This is a genomic window from Saccharopolyspora phatthalungensis, assembly GCF_014203395.1.
Taxonomy (GTDB): Bacteria; Actinomycetota; Actinomycetes; order Mycobacteriales; family Pseudonocardiaceae; genus Saccharopolyspora; species Saccharopolyspora phatthalungensis.
Genome location: NZ_JACHIW010000001.1, coordinates 1,366,730 through 1,385,872, shown reverse-complemented (window position 1 = coordinate 1,385,872; position 19,143 = coordinate 1,366,730). Strand labels below are relative to the sequence as shown.

The 19,143-nt window shown below is 64.1% G+C and carries 14 protein-coding genes; 8 read left to right on the top strand and 6 right to left on the bottom strand.

Annotation, left to right across the window (positions count from 1 at the left end; translation table 11 throughout):
- Nucleotides 1-6: 6 nt before the first annotated feature.
- From BJ970_RS06130 to BJ970_RS06120, 3 genes are all read right to left on the bottom strand, one after another.
- Nucleotides 7-1,278 (bottom strand): restriction endonuclease subunit S, encoded by a 1,272-nt coding sequence (locus tag BJ970_RS06130; RefSeq protein WP_184724875.1) that lies wholly within the window; start codon nucleotides 1,276-1,278, stop codon nucleotides 7-9.
- Complete coding sequence (locus BJ970_RS06125) at nucleotides 1,275-3,266, bottom strand: type I restriction-modification system subunit M (protein WP_184724873.1); 1,992 nt, start codon at nucleotides 3,264-3,266, stop codon at nucleotides 1,275-1,277. The genes BJ970_RS06130 and BJ970_RS06125 overlap by 4 nt, the downstream gene beginning before the upstream one ends.
- A 70-nt stretch (nucleotides 3,267-3,336) precedes the next feature.
- The gene (locus BJ970_RS06120) at nucleotides 3,337-5,427 is read right to left on the bottom strand and encodes an N-6 DNA methylase (RefSeq protein ID WP_184724871.1); all 2,091 of its coding nucleotides are present in this window, start codon (nucleotides 5,425-5,427) and stop codon (nucleotides 3,337-3,339) included.
- A gap of 188 nt (nucleotides 5,428-5,615) precedes the next feature.
- Here BJ970_RS06120 and BJ970_RS06115 point away from each other — a divergent pair, with 188 nt between their 5' ends.
- Nucleotides 5,616-6,836 (top strand): DNA sulfur modification protein DndB, encoded by a 1,221-nt coding sequence (locus BJ970_RS06115; protein WP_184724869.1) that lies wholly within the window; start codon nucleotides 5,616-5,618, stop codon nucleotides 6,834-6,836.
- A gap of 199 nt (nucleotides 6,837-7,035) precedes the next feature.
- Here BJ970_RS06115 and BJ970_RS06110 read toward each other — a convergent pair whose 3' ends face one another.
- Together BJ970_RS06110 and BJ970_RS06105 are read right to left on the bottom strand one after the other, a co-directional pair.
- Nucleotides 7,036-8,277, bottom strand: coding sequence for an exonuclease domain-containing protein (locus BJ970_RS06110; RefSeq protein ID WP_184724867.1), 1,242 nt, complete (start codon nucleotides 8,275-8,277; stop codon nucleotides 7,036-7,038).
- Nucleotides 8,278-8,566: 289 nt separating this feature from the next.
- A complete protein-coding gene (locus BJ970_RS06105; protein ID WP_184724864.1) occupies nucleotides 8,567-9,109 on the bottom strand; it encodes a hypothetical protein in 543 nt (180 codons plus the stop codon).
- Between the two features lie 672 nt (nucleotides 9,110-9,781).
- Here BJ970_RS06105 and BJ970_RS06100 point away from each other — a divergent pair.
- The 7 genes from BJ970_RS06100 (at nucleotide 9,782) to BJ970_RS06070 (ending at nucleotide 18,725) form a co-directional block, all read left to right on the top strand.
- A complete protein-coding gene (locus BJ970_RS06100; protein ID WP_184724861.1) occupies nucleotides 9,782-10,984 on the top strand; it encodes a DUF6361 family protein in 1,203 nt (400 codons plus the stop codon).
- On the top strand, nucleotides 10,948-12,801 hold the full coding sequence (locus tag BJ970_RS06095; protein ID WP_184724858.1) for a phospholipase D family protein: 1,854 nt from the start codon (nucleotides 10,948-10,950) through the stop codon (nucleotides 12,799-12,801). Before BJ970_RS06100 ends, BJ970_RS06095 begins: the two co-directional genes overlap by 37 nt.
- Entirely contained in the window at nucleotides 12,798-15,974 is a 3,177-nt protein-coding gene (locus tag BJ970_RS06090; RefSeq protein WP_184724854.1) for a helicase-related protein, read from the top strand. Before BJ970_RS06095 ends, BJ970_RS06090 begins: the two co-directional genes overlap by 4 nt.
- A 6-nt stretch (nucleotides 15,975-15,980) precedes the next feature.
- Nucleotides 15,981-16,385 (top strand): UDP-N-acetylglucosamine 2-epimerase, encoded by a 405-nt coding sequence (locus tag BJ970_RS39895; protein ID WP_376774999.1) that lies wholly within the window; start codon nucleotides 15,981-15,983, stop codon nucleotides 16,383-16,385.
- Between the two features lie 234 nt (nucleotides 16,386-16,619).
- Nucleotides 16,620-17,447, top strand: coding sequence for an aminoglycoside phosphotransferase (locus BJ970_RS06080; RefSeq protein ID WP_246470739.1), 828 nt, complete (start codon nucleotides 16,620-16,622; stop codon nucleotides 17,445-17,447).
- An 85-nt stretch (nucleotides 17,448-17,532) separates the two neighbouring features.
- A complete protein-coding gene (locus BJ970_RS06075) occupies nucleotides 17,533-18,300 on the top strand; it encodes a DddA-like double-stranded DNA deaminase toxin (protein WP_184724851.1) in 768 nt (255 codons plus the stop codon).
- Nucleotides 18,297-18,725, top strand: a complete 429-nt coding sequence (locus BJ970_RS06070; protein ID WP_184724848.1) for an Imm1 family immunity protein — start codon at nucleotides 18,297-18,299, stop codon at nucleotides 18,723-18,725. Before BJ970_RS06075 ends, BJ970_RS06070 begins: the two co-directional genes overlap by 4 nt.
- Before the next feature lie 17 nt (nucleotides 18,726-18,742).
- Here the strand turns inward: BJ970_RS06070 and BJ970_RS06065 are convergent, their stop codons facing one another.
- Nucleotides 18,743-18,889, bottom strand: coding sequence for a hypothetical protein (locus BJ970_RS06065; protein WP_184724845.1), 147 nt, complete (start codon nucleotides 18,887-18,889; stop codon nucleotides 18,743-18,745).
- Between the last annotated feature and the right edge of the window lie 254 nt (nucleotides 18,890-19,143).

Below are 19,143 nucleotides of genomic sequence, written 5' to 3'. Positions count from 1 at the left end.
AGCACGTTACCCCTCAATCCCTCGTCCGCTAGCAGTGGCGACTTCGATTTGGCCGGTAACGGCGGCAGTAATCAAATCTTGTCGACGTTCAGCCAGGAGAGCGATCTGCCTACTTAGCAACCCATCCATTTCCGAAACCGCTGCACTATGCCCCCCCAATTCCTTCAGGATCGAATCCTGCTCAACTAGCGACGGCACAGGAATCATAAAGTCGACAACATGCGATACGTTAATCTGCTCTTGTGCTGCCCCGTATCTAACAGAACTTACATACGTTTCACCCAGGGGGCCATTGAAATAGTATTCCAAAAATTTTGACCGGAGAAATTTTCCCTTTTTAAGCACAAGAATTGAGGCGCAATTCGCCCCGTCAAGCTCTGAAGGAACCACGGCGGCACGGCCCGGATAGCCAGCCCTGACCACAACGACATCTCCCTCCGACAGACGCGATCGACACAGCTTCTTACTATCGAGCTCCGAAATAAATCTCACGCCATCAAGATCGAACCCTCCCGGCCTAACATTCGACCCTCTGATGAATGGAACCCCATCCTCCGCAAAATAGGATGAGGGGTCAACCACCACTCCGACGCCAATTCTTGGAATCACTCTACGCAGAGACAGCGCTCTCCACGCGTCTGGCAACTCCCCAAGAACCGGATGAACACTTCGCTCTCCGGAGATATGGGCACCTCGGAGAAACCATGCATTCTGCGCCTCAAGTCGCTCATGCAAAACATCCCTGAGCCGACGAGCAACTTCCACCATTCTACCAATCCGGGCGGTTTCGGCGTCGAGGAAGTCGGCGATGCGGCGCTGCTCCTCCAGCGAAAACAGGACAACCGGGAAGTCCCGAATAAATTCATCAGGTACCCGCTTCTGTCCGGCGACGCCGTACATTTCAGCTTCGCCTTTTTTGAGAAAATGATACGAGCTCATGCAATACAAGAGAAATCGCGAGTCAAGGCCAGCTCCAGCCCGAAGAACATGGAGCTCGGTGGTTCCGGCTCCAGTTCCATTGCACAGTCCATCGACCAGTACAGCACGCCCCGCCTCAAAAGTTGGCGTAATTTTGGGAACGAGAACATCGCCATCCTGAAATCTCGTATAACCCGACGCCACCGACGATTTTTTCCTATGCTGCGAAATATCAAGGCCACTTCCCGGCCACACTGACTCCATGGGAAGAAACGTGACGTCTTCATCTGCACTCAATCGGTCAAACGCAGGAGCCGAAGGATTCACCTGGGCCAAGTGGCGCAAGCGCATTTCTTTCATTCCGTCACCTCACCAAGCAGGGCCTGGATCTCAGCTTCCAGTGCTTTCAGCTCGGCGTCGATCTCCGCTAGCGGGCGCGGAGGCTCATAGACGTAGAAGTGGCGCGTGACGGGAATTTCGTAGCCGATCTTGGTTTTGTCGTGGTCGATCCAGGCGTCGGGAACGTGGGGCAGTACCTCGCGTTCTAGGTACGCATCGATGTCGTCGTCGAGCGGGACGTTCTCGTAGTCGCGGAGTTCGGTGTCCGGCTCGGGCGCACCCTTGACCTTCTGGACCTCACCGTCGGGAGCGCGGACGCCGGCGGCGTCGCGGAGCGCCTTATTGAACGGTGCCCCCGTGGGCCACAGCGAGCCAGCTGCGGCGACTGCGTCTTTCATCTCCAGCCATGCCTCGGACTTCTTTTTCCACACCTTGCCGATCAGCGGGCGCAGCGCGGCGATGAATTCCTCGGTGTTGTCGAGCTTCTGGATCGGCTTCGCCGCCGCCAGGGCGGCGAGGGTTTCCTCGGTCAGCTCGAAGCGGAGCTTCAGCGGGCGTTCCACCGTGATCCGGCGGTAGCCGAAGTCCTCGTTGCGGAAGACCTTGACCTTGCTGTGCAGCGGGTGTTCCTCGTTCTGCGCGACCTCCAGTGCATCCGCATACAGCCGCGTGATCTCGGCGATCTGGTCGGCCCCAATGATCTTCCGCTTGTCTCCCAACGACTTCCGCATCTTATGCCAGTACTCGCGAGCATCGAGCAGGACCACTTTGCCCTGGTAGTCCTTGCTCTTGCGGTTAGTCAGGATCCAGAAGTAGGTGGAGATCCCAGTGTTGTAGAAGAGCTGGTCGGGCAGGGCGACGATACCTTCCAGCCAGTCGTTCTCGATGATCCACTGTCGGATCTTCGACTCACCAGACTCGGCAGCGCCGGTGAACAGCGGTGAGCCGTTGAAGACGATCGCAACCCGGCTACCGCCGCTACCGTCCTCGCTGACCGGCTTCATCTTCGACAGCATGTGCTGCAGGAACAGCAGAGATCCGTCGTTGATCCGCGGCAGGGCCGGCCAGAACCGGCTGTTCTCCCCCAGCGTCTTCAGGTCGTTCTCGACCTCGTCCTTGACCTTCTTCCACTCCACGCCGAAGGGCGGGTTCGCCAGGAGGTAGTCGAACTTCTCGCGCAGGTGGCCGTCGTTGCTGAAGGAGTTGCCGAACTTGATGTTGTCCGGGTCCTGATCCTTGATCATCAGGTCGGACCGGCAGATCGCCCACGACTCCGGGTTGAGTTCCTGCCCATGCATCTCGACCGACGCGTCCGGGTTCAGCTTGGTGATGTGCTCGTATGCCGCGCTCAGCATCCCCCCGGTTCCACACGCCGGGTCGAGGACCCGGCGAGCGACGGCCGGCAAGCTCAGCGCATCGTCGTCTGGCGCGATAAGCAGGTTCACCATCAGCTCGATGACCTCGCGCGGAGTGAAGTGCTCACCCGCGGTCTCGTTGGACTGCTCGGCGAACTTCCGGATCAAGTCCTCGAAGACATAACCCATCTGATGGTTGTCCACCACGTCCGGCTGCACCGGAAGATCAGCGAACCGCCCGACCACCTGGTACAGCAGGTTGGCCCCATCGAGCCGCTTGATCTGCTGGCGAAAGTCGTACGCCTCCAGCACTTCTTGCGCGTTCGGGGAAAAACCCGCGATGTACTGGTTGAGGTAGGTCGCCGCATGGGCCGGGTCGTTGGCGATCGCCGCCAGGGTGTACTTGCTGGTGTTGTAGAACCGGTGCCCGGACGCCTTCCGCAGGAAGTGATCCGTGTCGATGTCCTGGCCCTGGAAGCGTTCCACCGTCTCCAGGACCTTGTCCCGCGTCGGCTCCAGCACGCATTCGAGGCGCCGCAGCACCGTGAACGGCAGGATCACCTTGCCGTAGTCGGATTGCTTGTAGTCACCGCGCAGCAGATCGGCAACGGACCAGGCGTGATTCACCAGCTCCGTGTGCTTGTTGGTGTTCAACGGATCCCCTCGATCATCGTCCGGAACAGGACAAAGTACTAATTGAACTGTAGAAGTGCTCGTTGTTCGATCAGGATGAGGCTGGTCCTGCTTCTGGTGGCAACAATGCCCCGCTGGTCAGGCCCATCGCCAGCTCCCGCACCGTCTTGTCCGCGAGCTGTGCGGCAGCTCGGGCCGCCGCCCGCATCTCGTGCAGGTGCTTGAATGCCTTGCCGTAGTTCCGCTGCTGCTCCAACGGGAGCAGCGGCACCCGAAGCCGCTTGACGTCGAGACGCACAATCGACGTCCCCGTGGTCGCACCGTAGATGTTCTCCTCGGCCGAGAGGAATCCGGCGAGAAACCACGGATCCAGCCGCTCCGGGTCGGGACGCAGCAGGTAAAGGCGCCGCCCCAGCAGAACTCCCGCGTCCCCGTCGTCAACCACGCGAGCCGTAGGCGCCTTCTCCCCGTTCAGCGTCTCCGGTATGACGACGTCCCCACTTTGGAGCTGAACGTGCTCAGTCAGCGGGTTCTCCCGCAATGAACTCGAAGCCCGCTCACCGGCCCGCACATCGCGTAGGGACAGGACCTCGTGGTTGCCTTCCTCCTCCGACTCGTCGGAGACACCGCGGGCAGCCGAGGCACGGCGCATGCTCACGGCACCGCCACGCAACAGGTCCGCAACCGTCGCAGTCCGCCAAGTCAACGCGCCAGCACCGGCCGGTGGCCAAGGCGCACCCCCACTGAGCTCGACCAAAGCGCTACTGGCCTGCCCCAGCCCGGATCGCAACTCTCGAACCACCGCGTCCTGACGATCAGGGTCCGCTGTTGCCACGGCAGCGCGCACATGACGAGCCGGAGTGAGGTCGACGGACTGGTCGAGCAGGTCGACAACGGACTGACTCCGCGCAAGCCCCGGCTGCGGCTCGAAGCTTTCCGGGCCACTGCTGAACTGCCGCCACAGGTCAACGACCTGTTCAGACAAGGTCGGCCAATCAAGCGCTCTCGAACCCGTGGAGCGACCGCTCCGCCCGCTGTCCGAAGCGTCGACGAACAAGACCGGCTGCGGCTCCGGCTTCGCCGGGTCCGGACTGGCCAGCAACCACAGGTGCAAACCGATGTGCAACGGCGGCGCCGCCCCGGGCGGCAGGGCAATGACGCCACGAAGCGCACCCCTGCGAACCAGCTCGGTGCGGATCCGACGACCGCTGGCCCGTTCCGCCGTTCCCGGCGGCATCAGCACAACGGCGAGCCCGCCGGGCTCCAGATGCGCAAGACAGTGCTGGACCCACGCGAGTTCAGACTCCGACTTGGGCGGCAACCCGTACTCCCAGCGCGGGTCGTACGCGAGCTCGTCGTGCCCCCACTCCCGCACGCCGTACGGCGGATTGCACAAGACTGCATCGACCTTGAGCCCCGCGAATGCGTCAGCTCGGAGGCTGTCCCCGACTTCGACAGAGGCATCAGCTTCCACCGATGCCATCTTCGCCCGGACCGAAGCCAACGCCGCCTGCGACACGAGCACTTCCTGCCCGTACAGGTTTCTCGCCCCCACCCGCGCAGCGGCCGAAAGCAGCCCACCCGCACCACAGGCCGGATCCAACACCCGCGATGGCGTCCGAAGCACCAACGCCACCATCAGGTCAGCGAGCGGTTGCGGCGTCGAGTAAGCCCCCGCAGCAAGGTCTTCCCCGAGATGCTCTGCAAGCACGTCGACTGCGACGGCGGGACTCTCCTCCGCGACGCATTCAAGGACTGATTGCAACGCGCGAGTCGGGAACGACGCTACATCCTGCGGATCCTCCCCAGGGACGGACGGCAAGTACTCCCCAACTGCACCCGAAAACGCTCGCGGCAGATCCGGAGCAGCCGCCAGGCGCTCAAGCTGCTGCGCATCGAGCTTCGCCAGCGACGACACCAACGGCAAAAGCCGGAGCGCAGGCACCGTTCCTTCGCGGAGAAAGTTGCGCAGTTCATCGGCGGGCGAGCCCTCCGGCAGCTGCCCTCGCGCAGCCAGCCACGAACGCACCTCCGCGAGGTCGTACGCGGGGCTCGTTTCCGTTCCCCCCGCCGGAGTAGGGAAGTCGGGATGGCGACGACGCCAGTTGCTAACAGTGGCACGCGTCACCCCGGCCAAGCGGGAGATCTCCGCAGCTGTGACCTGCGCAGATGACTTCGACATGACAGCGTCCCGTCCGTAGTCGTTTGCGACGAGATCAGCTTACAGCATCGTCGACAGCTGTAAACAGATTTGACAATGCTTTCAACGCATGATCTCATGATGGAGCTTTCAGTGATCGCCGGATGGGTAACCACTCAGACCAGCGCTCGCTTCGCCCAGCTCCTCACCGACCTTCAGGAGGTTTTGTCGTGTCCATTTCCATGCCTGCTCCGCAGGTTGACGGCATCCGGTTGACCGTCATGCCGTTTCGGACGGATGCCGTCATCGGGACCATGGGACTGCCCACGCTGATTCAGCTCGTGCCGTCGCCGAGGAATCAGGAGAACAAGCGGGCTCTGCAGTACGCCTCCGGTCCACAGCGCAGACATGCCGAGGTCCGTGGGCTGGTGCAGCGGACTATCCAGAAGTCCAGCAAGGGCAAGAACATCACCCCGTATGCCGAGTACATCGCGAAGGGGCTGACCAGCCGACACGGCGCGGGGTGGTCGACCCCGCCCGTCACGCTCTGGCTCGCCGACGAGCTCGGCTGGATCAGCGACGAGCTGGTCCCCGGCACCGCCATCCGCAACATCGCGGTGACGCCAGGCTCTGCCGTGATCGCGGTTGACGTCGAAACGCAGGTCAGCGCGTGGCACGAGCTCTACGACGACCCTACGAGCTTCGGCTTGACCCATGAGGCGCTCACGGCTGTTCGGGTGCCGTTCGAGCTGTACTGGGGGCTCGGTGTCGATGACGCGCGGCAGATCTTCTACGACCGCAATGTCGAGGGCGTCTCGGTTGCCAAGAACCTGGCGATGTCGATGGACCAGCGCGACCTGTGCACCCAGATTGCCCGCCAGGTCGCTGACGCGGTCAAGCTGGAGCACAACGGGGAACTCGTCGCACTCACGAAGTTCCTCGAAACCCGCAGCCGTCAGCTCAAGAAGACCGGCTCGGAGCTCGTCACGCTGTCCGCGCTGCGCGAGATGGCGGTCACCACGCTGCACGGACGCAGGGGGCTGGGACTTTCGCCGGCCCAGGCGAACGCCATGCCTGCGGGCGTTTCGGTGGAACACGCCACCCGCCGGCTCACCGTCCTGCTGTCCGCCCTGATCTCCCGGCTCGCGGTGCCGTTCGCGACGCGCTCGGCCGTCTCCGCCCCGGCCGTCATGGCAGGCATCGGGATTGCCGCTCACCAGGCCACCGGCTGGGCCGTCGAGGGACGGATGCTCAGCGAAGACGAGCTGTTCAGCCTGTTGGCATCGGTGCGTTGGGAGCGGGAAGCCCGTTACTGGCACGGAGTCGCGGCCAGCATGAACGCCAACGGCGTCCTCAACTTCGGCGGTGGCGCCAAGGATTCCGGTGGCCGCGTCGCCAATGCCCTGCTGGAGCCGGACAGCGAGTACGGCCGCAGGATCCGCGGCCACTGATCACGAACTTCCACCCCGGCGCGAGCCCACCGTGAGCACTTTGGGGCGTCATGGCACCCCAAAGCGCTCACGATTCCGGCCAAGCCGCGCGATCATCCATTAAGGAAACAAGAAAGCGATGTCCATCCCAATACGTCCAGCCGCAGCCGAAGGCCAAGTTCAGCGGTCTCCGAGCTAACGCGGAACCTCAACGTTGCTTTCACGCTGGTAGCTGGGTAATCGAGTCGAGCATTCGGCCGAAGGCGGTTTCTGTGATGACGGGGATGGAATAGTCACGCGCCTTGCGGGCCTTGCCTGACTGGCTGTCGGGGTCTGCGGCGACCAGAAGCTTGACCTTCTTGGTGACCGCGCCGTGGGGTTGCAGACCTGCTGCGGCAGCGGCGCTTTCCCACTCGCTCCGGGGTCGGCTCATGTCGCCCGTGAACACCACCAGATCGCCGGGCTCCAGGTGGAACGAACCGTGGTACAGAGTTGGTTTCGAGGGCGAGGTTCGTTCGGTTTCGAGGATGGTGTCTACCTCGTGGTTGGCCAAGCCCAGCATGTCAGCGACCATCAGCAGGTCGTGGCGCTCGTCGTCGGTGATCACTCCGTCTGCCCATGCGGCCTTCGCTAGTTCGCGTACGTAGAGGGTGTGCAGTTCGCGTGCCGCGGTACGCCCGATGTTGAGTTCCTGGGCGACCGCGACCAGGGCGTCCGCCTCGGTGACGGAGATGTGCCGGTCTAACAGTGCCTGGTCGAGGATCGCGAGGTAGGCCGAGTGCAGCTCGGGTGTGCAGGGGTCGGGCATGCGCTCGACGAGGCGGGTGAGGAAATGTTCCTCCTCACGGCGGGCGTGCCCACGCGGACACCAAGTGGCGCGCGGGTGTTGAACACGTGGCCAGGGTAGAGAGGAGGCGTCTGCGAGTGCCTGGCTCCACGTGAGGCTCTGCGGATCGAGGTCTAGATAGCCGGCGAGGAGATGCGCCGCAGCAGCGGCGTCATCGATCGCGCGGTGCGCGTTGTCAATCGAGATGCCGAAGGCAGCGCAGCAGTCGGCCAGACTCCGTCCGGCGCCGGGAAGGTAACGGCGAGCCAGCGTCATCGTGCACAGGCCGAGTTCGTGGCTGATAGGCGGGGTGACTTCGCAGCGCGCGAATTCTGCAGCGAGAAAGCCTGCGTCGAAGCGCAGGTTATGCGCGACGATGACCCGACCCATTAGCAGTTCGGCGAGTTCGCCGCTGATCTGCTCGAACCTCGGTGCTCGCAGAACTTCGGCTGCGGCGATGCCGTGGATTCGTTGTGGGCCGAGGTCGCGCTGCGGGTTCACCAGGGTTTCCCAGCATCCGGTGACGTGCCCCTGCGGGGAGAGGTGCACGACACCGATCTCCACGATCCGCTCGTGGCGCCCGGGGTGGATACCGGTCGTTTCGAGGTCGATGACGGCGTATCCGGGTCCGGTCATTCGTGTGCTCCAGTTTTCTGTTAGTTCAGCCAGACGCTGCCGCTCGGGCAGCGCACAAGTAATCACGCGCTGACCGCCGTTAGGCGGGATCCCTCCCGCACCGACTGCTGCCTTCTAATGGATCCGGAGATCACCCCGGATTGAACGGACCTGAGCAGGGCAGGGTTTGGGCAGACCATGAGTGGAATCGTGTGACCTGGCCGTCTTCGACGGCAGTGAGGGCGATGGCGCAGAGGGGCCGACCTTGGGTGGCCGCCGTGTCATCGAAAGGCCGCATGGTCAAGTACGTTTACTTGTCGGCCTTCGAGATTGCAATGGGAGTGGGCCGACGTTTGTGGCCACCAGGCATGTACCCGCGCACGACACGTTGAGCCTCGATCTTTTCCCAAGTGGCTGCGACCTGCGCCAACCAGCGAGCTAGAGCGAGCGCTACTTGGGTCGGCTCCGGTGATATCGCGCTCGGCGGGTTTCGCATGTCAATGGGCTCGGGCAGGGACGGCCAGGTCGGAGCGACGAGATCATCGCGTTCTTGGGCGTCGTATGCGGCCTGTAGTTCGTCCCGCTGCGTCCGCAGACTGTCAAGAGTGACGTCTGGGGCGATGCGCGCCGGGACGGCGATGCTGAGTTGGTCGAGAGCCTCCTGCCCGGCTGATGTCATGAGCACGCGACGTTCGGCTACGAGCAGTTTGACCTTGTCCACTTCGTCGAGGCCGAAGGTCCATGCGCCTGTTAGGCGTGACAAGCCGACCGCTGGGCCGGTGTTGACGTGCCAGATGATGATCTTTTCGCCACGAGCGTCGACTACACAATCGGTGCGGGTTGGATCTGACAAGGATCCTCCAGATAGCCCTGGTATGGAGCGTCGCCACTTGATCATTGCTTGATTGCGAGCTTCGCAGGGACGAGTTGAGGGCCGAGTCCTCGTTCCTGGAACCACCCACGCGCGTAGCTCGGCGATCGCGGCATGCGCCGCGGTCAGGCGGTGTTGAGGTGCAGCAATCTCCGCGCACTGATTCTTGCCGAACAAAGCGACGTGGTCCTCTCACCTGGCCCACTCAGGCTTGCGTGATGGGCATCGTCGTGTTCCGCCCTCATCCATGGATCTCGATAAGGGCATCCGGCGTTACCTGGTGTCGCGGTGGCGAGACGTCATTCACTGGATTGGCCTAGCGTCGTACGGCAGGCGCCTGCCGCGGCAGTGCGGGCCACGTCGTAGGAGCCGGGCGTGGCGTGCTCCTTGTGCTGCGCCAAAGCTCAGAACTTGGGTCTGAACTCGGGTTTTACGATCAGCTTTGGGCGGCTCGGGGTATTCGTTGATCAATTACCGCTGTGAGATCGTGCTCCGGCGGGTGTCCGTCGAGGCTCTAATGTGGACGATCGGTGTTGAAATGGTCCGCGTACCTACATAGCCCCTCATTGCGCGTGGATGAATCGTGGTTTCGCCCCATGAGCGTGATTAGTATTGTGTGAATTCCTCGTTCACCAGGTGGGGGCCGGAGGCTGGATGGGCTCGACGTTCGGGTGGCTCGATGTAGATGACGAGCAACGACGGCGAATGATGCAGGTCGTCGAGCTGTTCAAAGAGAAGGGCACTCTCGACGAACTCGGCATCGGCCCGGTGCGCGATGCGATCGCTGACCTGTTGTTCCCCGGCACGTCGACCCTGCACACCAAGGTGCGCTACCTGCTCCTGGTGCCCTGGGCGATGGCGGAGGCGGTCGGATCACGCCATCGCGGTGACTCCGCGGCCCAACGGATGCGGCGAATCGAGTTGCGTACGATCGAGGCCTTGCTGAAGGGTTCCACCGATTACGAGGGCATCATCGGGCGAGAAGCGCGAGCGAAGCTGCGCAGAACCCCCAGTGAGATGTACTGGAGCGCGTTGTGCCGGTACGGCATCGTCACCGTTGACACCAGTGCGCAAGGCTGGTTTCGGCAAGGGATGCGCGCACAGCGTTCGGTCGACGACGCACCACTGGTGAGTCGTGCGGTGGCGGTGACCGGCCTGCACCCGAATCTGCCTGGACCACCGCGGGGCTGGCTCGAGGAGTGCACAACCGAGCTTGTCAGTGCGGAGGCCGAGTTTCTCCGGGACTGCATACTTGGCAGCGTCGGTGACTCGTTGCTGGGCTGGCTCGCGGCCCATCCCGAGCACAATGAGCAAGGCGTCGCCTACATCTGGGAGCACCCTGCCCTGGACGGTTTCCCCGTCGACCTGCAGGACATCGTGGAGCACGCGCGGCGGCTCAACGTGGTCTTCCACGGCGCGGTTCTGCTGTACAACTTGATGCTCGCCGAGCAGATCAGTGACGGGCAGACCGACGGAACGGAGCTGGTCGAGACATACCGTGGCTTGCTGTCCGAATGGGAGCAGGAATTGGATGACTCGGGTGCCCTCATCGGCTGGAACCACAGCAGCCTGTGGGAGATGACCGAGCGTGCCGGCCGTCGGGCCAGACCAGGGCTGCGGGAGTTCTTTGGCATGTGGCGCCGGATTGTCGAAACAGGCGAGCCGGTGTCTGACAGTCAGCAGGCCCGCCACCTGGTGCGCAACCGGGAGCGTGCGCTGAAAGGGAGTCGTTCGCGGTTCGACAACCAGGCGGCGCTCAATGTCTGGTCCGGGGAAAGTGGACTGGGGCGGCTGACCTTCCGGTGGCAGGTGGCCGACCGATGGCTCAACGACCTGCACACGGCGGGGGAGAGCTGATGCTGGCACCGGATTCCCGGCACCTGTTCAGTGACGTGCTGCGGCCGCCGCCGGGCTACGTCGTCGACGTCGCCGTCGGCACGACCTACAGTCTCGATCTCGCCGCGCTGCTGCTGGTGCCGATGACCTTCGCACTGCACGACGCCACCGATATGCGGGGCCAGTTGAACGACCCGGTGGCGGTGCTGCACGGCCTGCGCAGGCATGCCGATCACACCACTGTGTTCTGCCAAGCCGGTGAGCTGGCGGTTCCTCGGTCCTACCAGCCGTTGTTCGCACACCTCGAAGATGTGGTCCATGAAGTCACCGCCCCTGCCGAGGGGCGACTGTTCCACCCGAAGCTGTGGGCAGTGCGTTTGCGCTCACCTGACGGCGAACTCCAACACCGGGTGGTGTGCCTGAGCCGGAATCTGACCTTCGATCGCAGCTGGGACACGGTCGTGCGCCTCGACGAAACCGATGCCGGCGCCCGGAAGACGATCACCGCCGAGCCGCTGCGAGATTTCCTCAGCGCTTTACCCGGCCGGTCGGTGACCACGGTGTCGGCACAACGCCGCCGGCAAATCAACGATCTCGTCGCGGGGCTGGAGGGCGTCGTCTTCGAGGTGCCCGCCCCCTTCCGGTCCGGTGAGCTGCTGCCGCTGGGGCTGGGCACGGGCAACGATCCGTTCGCCGGTCCGGTGAGCCGGGCAGTGGTCATCTCGCCGTTTTTGGACGCGGCATTCACCGCTCTGGTCTGTGACAACGTGGCGGAGCGCACGTGGGTGTCGCGCTCGGAAACCTTCGACCGCATGGGAGGCGATGCCTTCGCCGACGATTCGGTGTTCGTCCTGCAGCCACAGGCCGAATCCGACGACGGTTCCGGCGAACCCGACCAGCAACCGCACGATGCCGGTGTGCCGTCGCGCTTGTCGGGCCTGCACGCCAAGGTGCTGGTACTGGAAGAACGCGGTTCGGCCACGGTGATCAGCGGCTCGGCGAACGCGACGTGGGCCGGGTGGAACGGCAACGTCGAATTCGGTGTCGCGCTGACCGGTCCCAGCGACACGTGTGGAGTCGAAAGCCTTCTGGCCGACGCCGGGAGCGGCAAGATGAGCTTCCGCAGCGTCCTCATGCCCTACGAGACCACCGCCGAGGCGGCGAGCGAGCCGGTGGTAGAGGCATTGGAATACGAGATCGACGAATGGCTGCGCACCGTGGCAACCGAGCCTCTCGACTTGTTCATCGAGGGCGATGTCGAGCCGTTCAACGTCCTGCTGCGGCTTCCGGATGTCCCCGCACTCGGCACCACCCGGGTCGCCCCGGCACCGTTGCGCTTCGTCACCCACTCCCGAGACTGGGAGCGGGAGCTGACCTGGCAGCGGCTGACGCTGCGCGACCTGTCGCCCTACATCGCGGTCGAGGTCCAGGTGCAACGCGACAGGGTGACCGCAACGGGGCGGCGATTACTGGTAGCCCGGCTACACGGCGACGTGGCCGATCGGGGAGCTCGGCTGTTGTCGCAGTTCCTGCGCAGCAAGGACGACGTCCTGCGGCTGCTGCTCTTGCTGCTCGGTGACGAGGCCGCAGCGGAACTCTTCGCCGCCGAACTCGCCGGCGGCGAGGCAGGAAAGCGGTGGAAACGGGCGGCCACCGCGGATACGCCGCTGTTCGAGCGGTTCGTGCGGGCGCTGGCCAATGACCACGCCGCATTGGAGCGCGTGCACAACCTTCGCAACGAGATGGAATCCGATCCGTACCTCGTCGATCTGCTGCCCGAGGGATTCGACGAACTCTGGCAGCCCGTACGGCAGGTCTGGCAGGAGCAGGCACGATGAGCGAACTGCCGAAGACCGGCGAGGTGCTGCGCGGCCTCAAGGACTTTCAGCGCGCCACCGTCGACTACGTGCACGAACGGCTTTGGGATGACGACGGAACCGGCAGGTTCCTCGTCGCGGACGAGGTCGGACTCGGCAAGACGCACGTTGCCCGGGGCGTCGTCGCCCGCGCCGTCGAGCACCTGACCGAGGCCGGCGACGAGCGCATCGACATCGTCTACATCTGCTCGAACGGCCAGATCGCCGCGCAGAACCTGCGTCGGCTCAACGTCATCGGCGGACAGCAGGTCGAGCACGCCGACCGACTCACCATGCTGCCCAAAGCGTTGCGCGACATCGACACCCAGCGGGTCAACTTCATCTCGTTCACCCCGGGAACGTCCTTCGACATCACCGATCACGGGGGCAAACAACAAGAGCGGGTTTTGCTTTACTGGCTGCTGGAGAGGTTCCTCGGCAGCCACGAGATCAACCTGAGGAAGGGCTACTGGACACGTTTCTTCGAGGGTTACGCCAGTACCGAAAGGTTCAAGGCGCTCCTCAGGAAACGCGGCGAATCCATCACAGTCCCGGAGACATTCGTCGACGACTTCACAGCGGCACTGAAAGAAGCACGCACGGACGACGGACGACCGCTGGTGAGGGCAGTCCAGGACTGCGCCACGCGATTCCACAATTTGCGCGGCCGACCGGAACAGTCTCTGTCCAGACAGCGATACGGCCTCATCGGTGCACTCCGTGCCCTCGTCGCGCGCACGGCGGTCAGAGCCCTTCATCCCGACCTGGTGATTCTGGACGAGTTTCACCGCTTCAAAGACCTGCTCACCGGGGAGGGCGCGGGGTCCGAACTCGCCGGCGCGCTGATGAGCAATCCCGGCACGCGTGTGCTGCTGCTTAGCGCGACCCCGTACAAGATGTACACCTTGCCGGACGAACCTGGCGGCGAGGACCACCACGAGGACTTCGTCGCCACATACAAGTTCCTGGCCGGTGACGACAAGGCAGACGAGTTGCGGGCGCACCTGCGCGTACAGCGCGAGGCGCTGCTGGGTGCGCGCGACCAACTCGACGGCAAGAACGCCTGCGTGGAGATCGAGAACCGGCTTCGCGAGGTCATGTGCCGCACCGAACGCACCACCGGGAACGCCGACGGCGACAGCATGGTCACCGAACGGCCGCTGGGAACAATACAGACCGACGCCGATGATCTGCGTGCCTGGCTTGGAGTAGCCGAGGTCGCCAAGGTACTCGACGCGCCTGATCAACTCGAGTACTGGCGGTCCGCGCCGTACCTGCTGAACCTGATGGATCATCAGTACAAGGCGAAGCACGCTCTCGTCAGCCGCTGCGGTTCGCGGGACCGGGAACTCGCGAAGGCCGTACGGAACGCCCGTGGGCTGCTGCGCCATCGCGATGTCCACGGTTATGGCGCGCTGGAGGCGAGCAACGCCAAGATGCGCGCGCTGTTCCACGATGTCCTCGACCGGGAAGCCTTCCGGTTGCCGTGGATCGCGCCCAGCTTGCCGTACTGGACGCTTGAGGGCCCCTACGCCGATCCCGAGCTGGCCGGTTTCACCAAGCGGCTGGTGTTCAGCGCCTGGGCCGTGGTGCCCAAGTCCATCAGCGTCATGCTGAGTTACGAAGCCGAGCGCCGGCTCGTCGGGTCCTCCCGCCGCAACTACGACGACCGGCGCCAGTCGCAGCTGTTGACCTTCAGCTTCGGTGCGGATAGACGACTAGCAGGGATGCCGGTGTTCGCGCTGATGTATCCGAGCCCGACGCTGGCTCGACTCGGTGACCCCCTGCGGTGGGCACGTGAACATGACACGACACTGCCGCTTGACCGGGCATGGCTGATGGAGGCCGTGACCACCGAGATACAACGCCTCCTCGATGAGCTTCCCCGCAGCGACGCGGCGGTGGCAGACCAGCGATGGTACTGGGCCGCGCCGTTGGTTCTGGACGCCGACGTGAACGACCAACAAGCGTTCCTTACCCAACTGGCCACCGGCGGCGAGGACGAGGAACATGACTGGTCACGAAGTATGGCCGAGCACATCGAACGGGCACGCGACCTCGACCCCACCTCACTTGGCCCCATGCCGGACGATCTCGCCGAGGTTCTGGCCGCTATTGCGCTGGCAGGGCCCGGCACGGTGGCGTTGCGGGCACTGCTGAGACTTTCCGCCGAGCTCGAACCAATCGGCCTCGACCTGCGACGCTTCGCGTGGTGGATCAGCGCCGGATTCCGATCCTTCTTCAACAGGCCGGAGATCATCGCGATGCTGCGACGAGAGCAGGCCACTGAAGCGTACTGGCGCAGCGTGCTCAACACGTGCCTTGACGGCTGCATCGGCGCTGCACTCGACGAATACGTGCACATGCTCGCGGACACATACCGCGATGCCGATGCTTACACGAAGGCCTACGAACTTGCGTGGGCGGTCTACGCAGTGCTGGGCTCGCATGCCGACGCCGGGGCGAGCCCGTCATCCGGCGCACGGACCGGCCGTTCCTACCTTACGGCGTTGAACACAATCGACGACTTCGAGGTGCGTGCTGATACTGTCACGCACACCTCACACCGAATGCGCAGCCACCTCGCGCAGACCTTCGGTCGCCGCGACGAGGACAACGCCGGCAGACGCGACAAAGAACTGCGCGACGCGTTCAATTCGCCTTTCTGGCCCTACGTACTGGCCTCGACCTCCGTGGGGCAGGAAGGGCTCGACTTTCACACCTACTGCCACGCCGTAGTGCACTGGAACCTGCCCAGTAACCCGGTCGACCTCGAGCAGCGTGAAGGGCGAGTACACCGTTTCAAAGGGCACGCGGTGCGTAAGAACGTCGCCGCGGCTTACGGCCACCAGTTGACATTCAAGAACGCTGACCCGTGGGAAGAGCTCTTCGAGATCGCGGTCAGGGAACGGGCCGACGGCCACAACGATCTGGTGCCGTACTGGATCTGTCCGGGGGAAGCCGGTATCGAAAGGTTCGTGCCGATTATCCCGCTCAGCCGGGAGGTCACCAAAAAGCAACGACTGCTGCGCACCCTGGGGGCCTACCGATTGGTCCTGGGACAGCCACGCCAGGACGACCTACTGGCCTACCTCGGCGAGGACATCGACCACACCTGGACCCGAATCGACCTCCGCCCCGAACGTCACCGCTAACAGCGCATGCCAGGGCCAGAAACCCCATCTCGTTTGAGCCCGCGTGCTGCAGCTGCCCCACACTGGTTCACCGGCTTGTTTGAGGCACGCCGTGCTTTGCGAACTCGCGCAACTTCCCGTGCCGGTCGTTCTCCCGCTCCACCCGCGAACCCAGCATCAGATCGTCCTCCATGGCCTGGAAAAACTCGCCGACCGCCTGCGCCTGACCGGGCCGCTGAACTACCCCGCACTGCAGCCCTGATCCGTCGCGCCGCGATGGTGATCTCCGACTCCGGCGGAATCCAAGAGGAGACCACCATCCTCAAACGACCCATCCTCATCGTCCGCCGCAGCAACGAACGCCCCGAAGTCGAAGGAACCTTCGGCAGCCGCGTCCTGCCCGCTCGAGAGGGGAGCGGTTATCGCAGTTGATCGAGCCAATCTGGATGAGATGGCGTGCCGCTCGGCGGGGACCGGGAACCGCAACGCGGGTGCGTGACTGTTGTCCGAGTCGAACAGGTGCTCTTGCGCCTCAAGTGATGACAACCCCTACTGATCGACAACGCGCTGCTCGAACGGGTCTGCACACCGCGTCGTGTGCAGGCCCGTTCCGTCGGCTCGCTAGCCTTCCCGCCGACCCACAAGCCACGGAACGAGGAACGATCAATGGCGCTAGCCCGCGTGGACTGGCAGGACCTGCCCCCACACGTCCGCGACGTCGTCGAAACGAACACCGGCCCGGTGCGGTCGGCGCGAACCGTGTCGGCCGGGAAGAACTCCCCAGTCGCGCTGCTGCTCGACACGGCCGACGGGCGGGTGTTCGTGAAGGGACTGCACGCGGATCACCCCGGCGTCGTGACGCAAGCGCGCGAGGCGGTCATCACGAAGTACGTGACGGCGGTGTCACCGCGCCTGTTGTGGCGGACCGAGGTCGACGGGTGGGACTTGATCGGCATCGAGTATGTCGAGGGTCGGCACGCCGACTACCGACCGGACTCGCCAGACCTCCCGGCGGTCGTCGACGTGATTCAGCGGCTTGGCGCCGTCGAATGCCCTGACCTGCCGGAGCTCAAGCGCCCGGCGCATCGGTGGGGCGCCTACGTCGACGACCCCGCCGAACTTGAGTTGCTCACTGGCTCGACTCTGCTGCACACCGACTACAACCCGCTGAACGTCATCATCGACCGCGCCGGGCGAGCACACCTGATCGATTGGGCATGGCCAACGCGCGGCGCGGCGTTCATCGACCCATGCGTGCTGGTGTACCGGCTGATATCGGAAGGCCACTCGATCACCGGCGCCGAGAAATGGGTCGCCGGCACGCCCGCGTGGGCTTCTGCGTCGGCCGAAGCGGTCGACGTCTTCGCTCGCGCCAACGCCCGAGTCTGGGAACAGATTGCCGCCGACGACCCGTCCCCGTGGAAGCAGCGCATGGCGGCGGTTACCCGTGAGTGGTCCGAGAGCCGACGAGGCAGGACAGCGCGAGCGAAGTAGCCGCCGGTCGTGCGTTCCGGTGAGGTGTCAGGGCTAGCTGTGATGATCTGCGCCTGTCACTGTCCGCCCGGCTGAGGGGGCGCTGTTGGCATCTGCTGTGGAGAAGCTCGACCAGGCCATCGCGACCGCGCTGGGCAAGATCGAGGCGGTGGCTGGCGGGATTTCGCAAGCGATCAATCACTGCGAAGAAGGCAACGACTATTTGGCTGCAGCGCTGCAGGGCGCTACCGACGACGAGGTGCTCGCCGCGGCGCAAGCCCAGCAGGGCACCCCCACCGAACTGGCGACTGCACAGGGGAAGCTGCGGATCGTCGCGACACAGCTCGCTGAGTATCGGCAGCGTCTCGGTGTTTCCTCGACCGCTGCATCGGCCTCGTCGTCTCCGGCAGCCCCGAGCTCCTCCCGCTCGGCGTCATCCGGCTCGGCGTCGTCGGCCGCCGCGCGTTCCGAGCTGCCACGGCCGCCGGAGGTGGGTAAGACGCACGGCCGGTGGTTCAACAGCGACGGCGAGGCGGTGATGTTGGAAAGCGGCAAGGGCGGCGAGTATTACCAGGCGGCACGGAGGCGTGCCGTCGAACTCGGGTTGACCTACGGTCGGCCGAATGCCGAGGCTGCGGTCGCTCGGCACGTCGAGGTGCAGTTCGCGATGCGGATGCGTGACCAGGGCATCACCGACGCCGAAATCGAGATCAACCGCCGCGTCTGTGGAACAACGCCGGGCAGGGATGATGACCTGCCGGATACCTGTGACAAGCAGCTGGAGAAGTTCCTGCCGCCGGGAACCACACTGAGGGTCAGAGACGGGAGCAGCCCGGACGGGAGGCTCTATCGAGGCAAGGAAGGACAAAGATGACCATCGACGCCCGTTGGGCCGTGTTCACCGAGGACGGTGCGGAACGCGGGGCGAACCTGCTCATCAAAGACCGCGACCAGGTACGTGAGCTCATTGAGCTGCTCACCGACCCGCTCGCCGACCTTGCGCGGTTGATCCACCGCGACCGGCCGCTGTGGGACACCGAGAGCGGGTTTCTTGACCACGACGTCTACGCCATCGTTCGCGACGGGTTCGGCTACCTCTCTTACCAGGACGCCACCCGGGACAAGGCGTATCCCGTAGGTGACCCGGCCTCGGTGGGCTGCGAGTTCGACGACGACGACTTTCCGCCCGGCTCGGGCCTGCCTCTGGTGCAGTTCACTGAGGTTCTCGACGAGTTCCTGCGCACCGCCGACCGGCCTGTGTCGGTGACGTGGCGCGAGCCCGAGGGTGCGAGCGAGTGACTCGACGGCGGTCACGCTCAGCGCTGGCCGACACAAGCACACATTGAGCAGGCGCAGGTCGGCAGTCTGCCCGTGAGCACGAAGAAACGCCGGGCCCGCGTGTCCTGCGCGATCACCGCGAGCACCATGCGTGGTTGACGATCGTTCGCGAGATAGATCAACATGCGTCGCGTTTTCCCAGCCCTCAGCCGAGCCACTCAAAATGATTTGCCTCACATTTTTCATGCTTGGTGGCCCATTGCAGCGTTTTTTGCGGACTTCAGGGGTGCAAGCAGTTTCCGGCTCGGGACGAACGACGAAGAACCTGTCACGGTCGAAAGGCTGGTGTGACCATGGAAGGCCCCCTGGATCGCGACGGAAACGAGGCTGCGGCTGACGCGGATGGGGCAGCGGATTGTTCGGCGTTTGGTCCGGCGAA

What these genes read in the sequence shown, in the direction of transcription:
- BJ970_RS06130 (WP_184724875.1), bottom strand. Translation starts at nt 1,278, where the DNA reads ATGAAAGAAATGCGCTTGCGCCACTTGGCCCAGGTGAATCCTTCGGCT.
- BJ970_RS06120 (WP_184724871.1), bottom strand. Translation starts at nt 5,427, where the DNA reads ATGTCGAAGTCATCTGCGCAGGTCACAGCTGCGGAGATCTCCCGCTTG.
- BJ970_RS06110 (WP_184724867.1), bottom strand. Translation starts at nt 8,277, where the DNA reads ATGACCGGACCCGGATACGCCGTCATCGACCTCGAAACGACCGGTATC.
- BJ970_RS06100 (WP_184724861.1), top strand. Translation starts at nt 9,782, where the DNA reads ATGGGCTCGACGTTCGGGTGGCTCGATGTAGATGACGAGCAACGACGG.
- BJ970_RS06095 (WP_184724858.1), top strand. Translation starts at nt 10,948, where the DNA reads ATGGCTCAACGACCTGCACACGGCGGGGGAGAGCTGATGCTGGCACCG.
- BJ970_RS06090 (WP_184724854.1), top strand. Translation starts at nt 12,798, where the DNA reads ATGAGCGAACTGCCGAAGACCGGCGAGGTGCTGCGCGGCCTCAAGGAC.
- BJ970_RS39895 (WP_376774999.1), top strand. Translation starts at nt 15,981, where the DNA reads ATGCCAGGGCCAGAAACCCCATCTCGTTTGAGCCCGCGTGCTGCAGCT.
- BJ970_RS06080 (WP_246470739.1), top strand. Translation starts at nt 16,620, where the DNA reads ATGGCGCTAGCCCGCGTGGACTGGCAGGACCTGCCCCCACACGTCCGC.
- BJ970_RS06070 (WP_184724848.1), top strand. Translation starts at nt 18,297, where the DNA reads ATGACCATCGACGCCCGTTGGGCCGTGTTCACCGAGGACGGTGCGGAA.
- BJ970_RS06065 (WP_184724845.1), bottom strand. Translation starts at nt 18,889, where the DNA reads ATGTTGATCTATCTCGCGAACGATCGTCAACCACGCATGGTGCTCGCG.